Here is a 279-nt window from a genome sequence, read left to right as displayed (position 1 = left end):
AAACTACTTCGATATTGATTATAGATCACTTTTCGTCTATACTTAGGGGTGAACACAATGTGATATTTACACATCCATTTTGTGTGTGATAAACTATGTGCTTTTTGAGCCATATTTTTCTCCTTTCGCTTTACAATTGGCTTGAACACCTTAATTGTATCGCGTTTGGAGTTTTTTTGGTATAACCTTCGATGCGCACCCGCATAGCGGGTGGTTTTTTTGTCTCGCACCTAACGGAGCGAGACGGACTGAAAGTCACATAACAAAAAGGGAGAGATC

1 protein-coding gene is annotated in these 279 nt (G+C 39.4%); it reads right to left on the bottom strand.

Annotation, left to right across the window (positions count from 1 at the left end):
- On the bottom strand, positions 1-113 hold a 113-nt coding region (locus SPADD19_RS11965), incomplete at its 3' end, for a transposase (protein ID WP_241496606.1).
- Positions 114-279: the final 166 nt, after the last annotated feature.

It is taken from the genome of Streptococcus parasanguinis (assembly GCF_001578955.1).
Taxonomy (GTDB): Bacteria; Bacillota; Bacilli; order Lactobacillales; family Streptococcaceae; genus Streptococcus; species Streptococcus parasanguinis_U.
Note: the sequence above shows the minus strand (reverse complement) of the source record. Positions and strands in the feature narration are given on the sequence as shown.